Raw genomic sequence first — 7,710 nt, 5'->3', positions numbered from 1 at the left:
CCACCCACCCGCAAGCTCCCAGGGAGGTTCCTGAATCATCGCAGCGGGTGAACACGGTGGCTGCGGTGACCACCGCCGCGGGCGACGGGGCGTCCGGTCCGCACCGAGTGGGCCCATTGACCCCGGGTCACTAGGCTGGGCGGGTGAGCACAAACCTTTCCAAGATCTTCGTGGCCCGGCTGATCGGCCTGGACGTCTTCGACCCCCTGGGCGACCGCCTGGGGCGGCTGCGCGACGTCGTGGTGCTGCTGCGCCCCGGCAGCCGACCGTCGTTGAAGACCCGTCCCCTCGTGGTGGGGCTCGTGGTGGAGGTCCTCGGAAAGAAGCGCGTGTTCGTGCCCATGACCCGGGTGACGAGCATCGACGCGGACCAGATCATCTCCACGGGGCTCGTGAACCTGCGCCGCTTCGAGCAGCGCGGCGCGGAGACCCTCGCGGTGGGCGAGCTCTTCGACCGCACCGTGGTGCTGCTGGACGGCTCCGGCACGGCGACCATCGAGGACGTGGCCATGGAGAAGTCCAACAACCGCGGGGACTGGGTGATCTCGCAGCTGTTCGTGCGCCGCTCCCAGTCCACCGGCGGACTGATACGGCGCCGCAACCAGACGCTCATCGTGGACTGGGAGGACACCGACGACCCCTCCAGCGCGGGCCACCAGCCGGCCACCCAGTGGATCACGCAGCACGAGGAGGACCAGGCGGCGGACCTCGCGGACGAGCTGCGGGACATGCCGGACAAGCGCAAGCTGGAGATCGCCGCCGAGCTCCAGGACGAACGGCTCGCGGACGTGCTCGAGGAGCTGCCCGAGGACGACCAGGTGTTCATCCTCACGCACCTGGACAACGAGCGCGCGGTGGCGCTGCTCGAGGAGATGGACCCGGACGACGCCACGGACCTGCTCAATGAACTGCCCGAGGCGGAGGCCGAGCGGCTGATCACCATGATGGAGCCCGAGGACGCGGAGGACGTCCGGCGGCTGCGCGAGTACGAGGAGGGCACCGCGGGCTCTCTCATGACCCCCGTCCCCATCGTGCTCTCCCCCGAGGCGACCGTGGCGGAGGCCCTGGCCCACATCCGGCAGGAAGAGATCATCCCCGCCGCGGCCTCCGCTGTGCTGGTGTGCCGCCCTCCGCTGGAGACCCCCACGGGCAAGTACCTGGGCTTCGTGCACACGCAGCGGCTGCTGCGGTATCCCCCGCCCGAGGCCATCGGCAACCTGATCGACCGCTCCATCGAGCCGGTCTCGGACCAGGCATCCCTGGCGGACGTCGCACGCGAGCTGGCCACGTACGACCTCACCATCCTGCCCGTGGTCAACGACCAGGACCGGCTCGTGGGCGCCGTGACCATCGACGACGTCCTGGATGCGCTGCTGCCCGAGGACTGGCGCACGTACGACGACGGCACCCCGGTGCGGAAGGTGGGCAAGCGCTATGAGTAGCCCCCGGCAGAACTCCTCCTCGCAGTACTCCCCCGGTCCACTGGACCAGCCGCGGGAGAAGCGACAGGGGTACCTCACCAGGTTCCGCCCCAACCCGGACGCCTTCGGGCAGTCCACCGAGGCGATCGCCCGGTGGATGGGCACACCGCAGTTCCTGCTGTGGATGACCGTGTTCGTGGCGCTGTGGCTCGGCTGGAACACCCTGGCCCCGGAGGAGATCCAGTTCGATCCCCGGGCCCTGAACTTCACCCTGCTGACGCTGATGCTGTCCCTGCAGGCCTCCTACGCCGCGCCCCTGCTGCTGCTCGCGCAGAACCGGCAGGACGACCGTGACCGCGTGGTCGCCGAGGAGGACCGCAAGCGCGGCCAGCAGAACCTCGCGGACACGGAGTACCTCACCCGGGAGATCGCGTCCCTGCGCATCGCCCTGCGCGAGGTCGCCACGCGCGACTACGTCCGCTCCGAGCTGCGCAGCCTGCTCGAGGAGATCCTCGAGGCCCAGGACCGCCGCGACGAGACCTCCGAACCCGGCCCCGAGACCAGACGCTCCGACGGTGGCAGGCGGTCGGAGAGTGGCAGGCGGACCGAGGGCGGAAAGGACCAGCGACGGTGAGCGAGAACCGAATGGACCGCACCATCGACCCGCGGCTGCGCGGCGCGCTGGACAGCGTGATCGACCCCGAGCTGCGCCGCCCCGTCACGGAGCTCGGCATGATCCCCGAGGCCTCCCTGGAGGACGGCACCGCCCGGGTGTCCGTGCTGCTCACGATTTCCGGCTGCCCGTTGCGCGGAACCATCGAGGCGGATCTGCGCACGGCGCTGGGAGCGCTCCCGGAGGTCTCGGACGTGGTGGTGGACGTGGGGGTCATGACGCCTGCGCAGCGCCAGGAGCTGCAGGAGCGGCTGGGTCACCACCGCAGCAACCCCTTCGCGGATCCGAACTCGCTGACGCGCGTGCACGCGATCACGAGCGGCAAGGGAGGGGTGGGCAAGTCCAGCGTGACCGTGAACCTCGCGGCGGCGCTGGCCGCCATGGGCCGTACCGTGGGCATCGTGGACGCGGACGTGCACGGCTTCTCGGTCCCCGGGCTGCTGGGCATCACGCAGTCCCCCACCCGCGTGGGAGACATGATCCTGCCTCCCGTGGTGGAGGTTCCGGAGGGTGTGGACCACGCCTCCGGTGACAGTGCGGCCGGGGACGGTCACCGCTCCCGCGGGGTGGTCAAGGTGATCTCGATCGGCATGTTCGTGGATCCCTCCCAGCCCGTGGCGTGGCGTGGCCCCATGCTGCACCGCGCGGTGGAGCAGTTCCTCACGGACGTCCACTTCGGGGACCTGGACCACCTGCTCCTGGACCTGCCGCCGGGCACCGGGGACATCGCCATCTCGGTGGGCCAGCTGCTGCCCCGCTCCGGTGTGGTGGTGGTCTCCACCCCGCAGCACGCCGCGGTCAGCGTGGCGCAGCGCTCCGGAACCCTGGCAGAGCAGACGGAGCAGAAGGTCACGGGCGTGGTGGAGAACATGTCCGCCATGGTCATGCCGGACGGCTCCACCCTGGAGGTCTTCGGCGCGGGCGGCGGGGAGACCATCGCGGCCTCCCTCACCGAACGGCTGGGCTACGACGTCCCGCTGCTCGGCAGCGTGCCCCTGGACGTCACGGTGCGCGAGGCCTCGGACCGCGGTGTGCCCGCGGTGTGGGCCCACCCGGAGTCCCCCGCGGCCGCGCAGCTGTGGCGGATCGCCCGGGAGCTGGACCGGCAGGGCCGCGGTCTCGCCGGGAAGTCCCTGGGCATCACGCCCCGGGGCTGAGGCGCGCGGCGGCGAGGGAGCCGGCCGAGCGGCGTCGTCGGGCGGGGCAGGGACGCGGGTTCGGCTGCTGCGCGCTGTGGACGGTGCGTGCTCGCCCCCGGGACGGCGACGCCGCTCAGGTGGCCTCGGTGTCGAAGGGCGCCCGTTCCCCGCGGGCCAGGCGACGCACGGTGGGCGCCGCCACGGAGGTCACCGCGGTCGAGGCGGTCGAGCCGCTAGCCCGCTCCTGGTCGTCCTCCATGAGGGCCTCGCGCACGATCACGCGGGGGTCGTACTGCCGGGGATCCAGCTTGCGCCAGTCCATGTCGGAGAACTCCGGACCGAGGGTCTCCTTCAGGTCCTCCGTGGCGCCCGTGGCGTAGCCCCGGATGGTCTTGACCAGTTCCTTGAACTTCTGTGCGTACTCGGGAACCCGCTCGGGGCCGATGATCACCAGAGCCACGATGAGAATGATGATGGCTTCCCCGCCAGTAATCCCGAACACGGGTCGAGCCTACCAACGTCGGAGGGCACCCGGGCGGGGTGTCACCCGAACATCGCCCGAAGCCCGTCCTGCACGGTGGCCCCGAAGCTGTCGTCGGTCTCGGAGGGCAGGCTGACCCGGCCGCGGTCCTCGGCCACGATCGCGCTCACGGTCTGGGCCATCGTGGCGGGAGGAGTGTCGGAGGTGACGGTGTACACGGCGTCCGGGCGCACCATGACCGCGCGCCAGGGCTCTCCGCGCTCCGCCCACAGCCGTGAGCCGGAGACCGCGGACTCGTGCATCCCCTCGGCGCTCACGGGGAGCTGGGAGACGCCGTCCACGGGATTGTCGGGGTTGACCTGGCCGCGCTGCTCCACGATCTCCACGGTGCCGTGGTCGTTGCGCAGCGTGACCGTCACGGTGGGCTGGCCCGCCGAGACCGCCTGACGGACGTCCACCACCCGGTGGCCCTCCGCCGCCAGGACGGGCACGGTCCAGCCCTGGGCGTGCAGGGCGTGGATGTCGGCCTTCGAGGCCGTGTCCATCATCGCCCGTGGCCCCGGGTTCCACGTGGCCTCCGCCTGCGCACCGGCCCGGTGCTCGTACTGCGTCTGCCGCCCCACACTCCACGCGGTGGTCGTCAGCGCGGCCACGCACAGGCACGCCGTGAACGCCGAGACGAGCCCGATGGTGCGTCGGCCCGGTCGCCGCGTCCGCCGCGCGCGGTGCTCAGTCACCCGTGTGGACACCCTGCGTCCTCTCCTCGTCGGTCCGGTTCCGCGGGCGCACCAGGGGGTGCGGTGCCGCCGTCGGCTCCATTCTGGGACAGGAGCCTGACAGCGCTCTGGGCGGCCACAGGGCGTTTCCCCCGGCCCCCTCACGGACCGCGATAGGCTGGGCCCGGAAACGACCGGCACCGCGCCGGACCCGTCAGAACGACGTCCCGGGGGCCACCGGTCCCCGGAGCGCACGGCAGCGAAGGACACCCCGCGTCCATGACCACGGACAAGACCACGAGCTGGGCCTACTGCGAGGCCTACGCCACGGAGGACGAGACGGCTCTGCGTGCCCGCGAGCGCTCCCTGGCCCTGCGGCTGGACCCCGTGACGCCCGCGGCCGCCGCGCTGCTCACGGTGCTGGTCTCCGCGGCCCGCCCGGCCACCGTGGTGGAGGTGGGCACCGGTGCAGGCGTCTCGGGCCTGGCCCTGCTGCGCGGGATGCCCTCGGACTCCGTGCTGACCACGATCGACACCGACATCCGCGCACTGCGGGCGGCGCGGGACACCTTCCGCGAGGCGGGCTTCGAGACCAAGCGCACCCGCACCATCTCCGGCGCGGCAGGTCTCGTGCTGCCCCGGCTCACGGAGAACGCCTACGACATGGTGTTCGTGGACGCGGACGTCGAGAACACGGCGGACTACGTGATCGAGGGCGCCCGGCTGCTGCGCCGCGGGGGCATGCTCGTGGTCAACGACGCCCTGCACCAGGACCTCGTCCCCCAGCCCGCGCAGCGCCAGGAGGACACCGTGATCATGCGGGAGGTCGTGCGCACCCTGCGGGACGAGCCGCGACTGTCCACCGCGCTGCTCCCCACCGGCACGGGGATGCTGCTGGCCGTGCGGCGATGACGCGCTCGGTCGTCACTGACGTGCTGCTCGTCGCCGTGGGTGGTGCCGCTGGCAGTCTTCTGCGCTGGGGTCTGGGGCACGTGCTGCCCTCCGGTTCCGTGTGGCACTGGTCCACGCTGACCGTCAACGTGGTCGGTGCCCTCCTGCTGGGCCTGCTGCTCGAGGCCCTCACCCGCCCGGGGGTCGAGTCCCGCCGTACGCACACGGCACGGTTGCTGCTGGGCACCGGGCTGCTGGGGGGCTTCACCACCTACTCCACCTTCGCCCAGGAGCTGTGGGAGCAGGTGCGCTCTGGGGACACCACCCAGGCCCTCGCCTACGCGGCCGTCACCCTGGTGGCGGGTCTGCTCGCGACCGCGGGCGGCATGGTGCTCGGAACGCGCCTGGGCACCCGACCGTCGTCGCACGCACGCGGCGTTGCGGAAGGCCCCGAGCAGTGATCGCGGCTTTCGCTGTGGCGGTGGGTGGCGGGCTGGGCGCCGCCCTGAGGTTCGTGGTGGACCGGTTCGTGACCTCGCACCGGCGGGGCTCGCTCCCCCTGGGAACGGTCCTGGTCAACGTGGTGGGTTCCTTCGGCCTGGGAGTGGTGAGCGGGCTGGGGATCCTCCTGGGCCCGGAGTGGACCCTCGCCCTGGGGACCGGCCTGTTCGGCGGCTTCACCACGTTCTCCACGGCCATGGTGGACGCCGTGCGCCTCGCCCGCGAGCACCGCGGCGGAGCCGCCGCCGCCGTGGTGCTCGGCACGCTGCTCTGGAGCCTGCTGGCGGTCGCGGCGGGCATGACGCTCGCGGCGAACTGGGTCTCCTAGCGCTCGGGTCACGGGCCACGACCTCATCCCGGAACGGCGCGAGAGCCCCTCACCGGAGTGAAGGGCTCTCGCGCTGGTGGTGCGGGGACCGGGAACTACTGGGTCACGCCCGCGAGGCATTCGCGCAGCTCGGCGGCCTCGTCCGCCTTGAGCTCGACCACGAGGCGTCCGCCGCCTTCCAGGGGGACCCGCATGATCAGGCTGCGTCCTTCTTTGGTGACCTCCATGGGTCCGTCACCCGTTCTCGGCTTCATGGCCGCCATTTAAGAGCTCCTCTTCGTGTGTGCTGACCGCACCATCTTACCGAACGAGAACCCCCGGCCGTGACGCCGCCCACGCCCCCGGGCTCACGGCGGGTAGTCCCCACCGCCGGGCAGCTGCTTCCAGTGCCACAGCCACCCCACCCACACGATCTGCAGGACGGCTCCCGTGACCACGAGCAGCGTGCGGTACGCCCTGGACCCGCTCACGTGCACGAGGGCCGCGGCCAGTGGCGCCCACGGCAGCAGCAGCCGGAACGTGGAGGTCTGCGGGTTGAGCACGAGCAGCAGGTAGCACCCGTAGGCGGCGATCCACACGCGCACGAAGAACGGCAGGGCCCGGCGCACGGGAGCCGAGCGCAGCATGAGCACCACCGCGACCACGAGCGCCACGGGTGCGAGCAGCCCCACGACCGGGCCGAGCAGCACGGTGGCCTGGTGGAACCACGGGAGCACGGGAATCACGTCCGAGGCGCCGCGCCACGCGGCCTCGGTCTCGGTGTACGCCGTGGGTTCGCCCGTGACGGCCCACGCGATTGCCGGCCACGCGAGGGCCGCGGCACACGCGGTCAGCGCCACGGCGAGCCACCGGTCAACGCAGCGGTACCAGGGACGACGCCGCGCGCGCACGTCCGCCACGCTGCGCCACAGCCACCACACGCCGAGGGCCGCCGCGAGGGCCACCCCGGTGGGACGGGTCAGGGCCTGCAGCACGGTGAACACCACGGCCCAGGCGGGCCGCTCACGCACCACGCACAGGATCGCGCTGAGCAGGAGCAGCATGCTCAGGGCCTCCGCGTACGGGGTCTGCAGCACGGGCGCCACGGGGTTGAACGCGAACACCGCCACCGTCCACAGGGCGGGCACCGCCGCTCCCCCGCGCGTGCGCGGGGTGCTCATCACCGGGGCCGTGCACGTGAGGCGGTACAGCACCAGCGCCGCCCCGAACCCCGCCAGCAGGGACACCGTGGCCGCAGTGACCGCCCACCCGGTCCCGGTGACCTCCGCGATCCCGCGCACCAGCAGGGGGTGGACCGGGTAGAACGCCCAGGGGTTCTCGCTCACCGTGCCCAGGGAGTCCCGGGGCAGCTCCGTGGGATACCCCTGCTCGAAGATGGTGCGGTACCAGTCGGAGTCCCACGTGGCCACGAAGTCCAGGTAGCCCAGGGCGCCGTCGCCCCACGGCCCCGGGCCCTGCTGGCCGCCGACCACGCTGAAGACCGCCCACCCCCAGACCCGGGAGAGCCCGTAGACCAGCAGCACCGCGAGCCACCGCGGGCTCCGAGCCCACGCACCGCGC

General features: G+C 72.2%; 10 protein-coding genes. 6 read left to right on the top strand and 4 right to left on the bottom strand.

Annotated features, from left to right (window positions below; all coding sequences use genetic code 11):
- Nucleotides 1-143: 143 nt before the first annotated feature.
- The 3 genes from D9R02_RS10540 to D9R02_RS10530 are packed head-to-tail and all read left to right on the top strand — an operon-like array spanning nucleotide 144 to nucleotide 3,251.
- Nucleotides 144-1,442 (top strand): magnesium transporter MgtE N-terminal domain-containing protein, encoded by a 1,299-nt coding sequence (locus tag D9R02_RS10540; protein WP_047978040.1) that lies wholly within the window; start codon nucleotides 144-146, stop codon nucleotides 1,440-1,442.
- Nucleotides 1,435-2,055, top strand: a complete 621-nt coding sequence (locus D9R02_RS10535) for a DUF1003 domain-containing protein (protein ID WP_019309466.1) — start codon at nucleotides 1,435-1,437, stop codon at nucleotides 2,053-2,055. The genes D9R02_RS10540 and D9R02_RS10535 overlap by 8 nt, the downstream gene beginning before the upstream one ends.
- Before the next feature lie 11 nt (nucleotides 2,056-2,066).
- A complete protein-coding gene (locus D9R02_RS10530; RefSeq protein WP_047978065.1) occupies nucleotides 2,067-3,251 on the top strand; it encodes an Mrp/NBP35 family ATP-binding protein in 1,185 nt (394 codons plus the stop codon).
- A 115-nt stretch (nucleotides 3,252-3,366) separates the two neighbouring features.
- Here D9R02_RS10530 and D9R02_RS10525 read toward each other — a convergent pair whose 3' ends face one another.
- On the bottom strand, nucleotides 3,367-3,735 hold the full coding sequence (locus D9R02_RS10525; RefSeq protein WP_019309468.1) for a twin-arginine translocase TatA/TatE family subunit: 369 nt from the start codon (nucleotides 3,733-3,735) through the stop codon (nucleotides 3,367-3,369).
- 41 nt (nucleotides 3,736-3,776) lie between these two features.
- Nucleotides 3,777-4,451: a hypothetical protein gene (locus D9R02_RS10520; protein ID WP_223110702.1), complete on the bottom strand. Its 675-nt coding sequence runs from the start codon at nucleotides 4,449-4,451 to the stop codon at nucleotides 3,777-3,779.
- Between the two features lie 258 nt (nucleotides 4,452-4,709).
- Between D9R02_RS10520 and D9R02_RS10515 the strand changes: the two genes are divergently transcribed.
- From D9R02_RS10515 to crcB, 3 genes are read left to right on the top strand one after another with little or no spacing between them, the layout of a single operon-like run.
- Entirely contained in the window at nucleotides 4,710-5,342 is a 633-nt protein-coding gene (locus tag D9R02_RS10515; RefSeq protein WP_059280673.1) for an O-methyltransferase, read from the top strand.
- Nucleotides 5,339-5,782, top strand: a complete 444-nt coding sequence (locus D9R02_RS10510) for a fluoride efflux transporter FluC (RefSeq protein WP_019309471.1) — start codon at nucleotides 5,339-5,341, stop codon at nucleotides 5,780-5,782. Before D9R02_RS10515 ends, D9R02_RS10510 begins: the two co-directional genes overlap by 4 nt.
- The gene (crcB, locus tag D9R02_RS10505; RefSeq protein WP_019309472.1) at nucleotides 5,779-6,150 is read left to right on the top strand and encodes a fluoride efflux transporter CrcB; all 372 of its coding nucleotides are present in this window, start codon (nucleotides 5,779-5,781) and stop codon (nucleotides 6,148-6,150) included. Before D9R02_RS10510 ends, crcB begins: the two co-directional genes overlap by 4 nt.
- A 95-nt stretch (nucleotides 6,151-6,245) precedes the next feature.
- Here the strand turns inward: crcB and D9R02_RS10500 are convergent, their stop codons facing one another.
- Nucleotides 6,246-6,413 carry a DUF3117 domain-containing protein gene (locus tag D9R02_RS10500; protein ID WP_012397900.1) on the bottom strand — a complete coding sequence of 56 codons (168 nt, stop codon included), beginning with the start codon at nucleotides 6,411-6,413 and terminating at the stop codon, nucleotides 6,246-6,248.
- 84 nt (nucleotides 6,414-6,497) lie between these two features.
- Nucleotides 6,498-7,710 (bottom strand): putative hexosyltransferase (locus D9R02_RS10495; protein WP_121566884.1); only part of this gene is annotated, 1,213 nt, incomplete at its 5' end.

It is taken from the genome of Kocuria rhizophila (assembly GCF_003667225.1).
GTDB lineage: Bacteria > Actinomycetota > Actinomycetes > Actinomycetales > Micrococcaceae > Kocuria > Kocuria rhizophila.
This window is presented reverse-complemented; position numbering and strand designations above follow the sequence as displayed.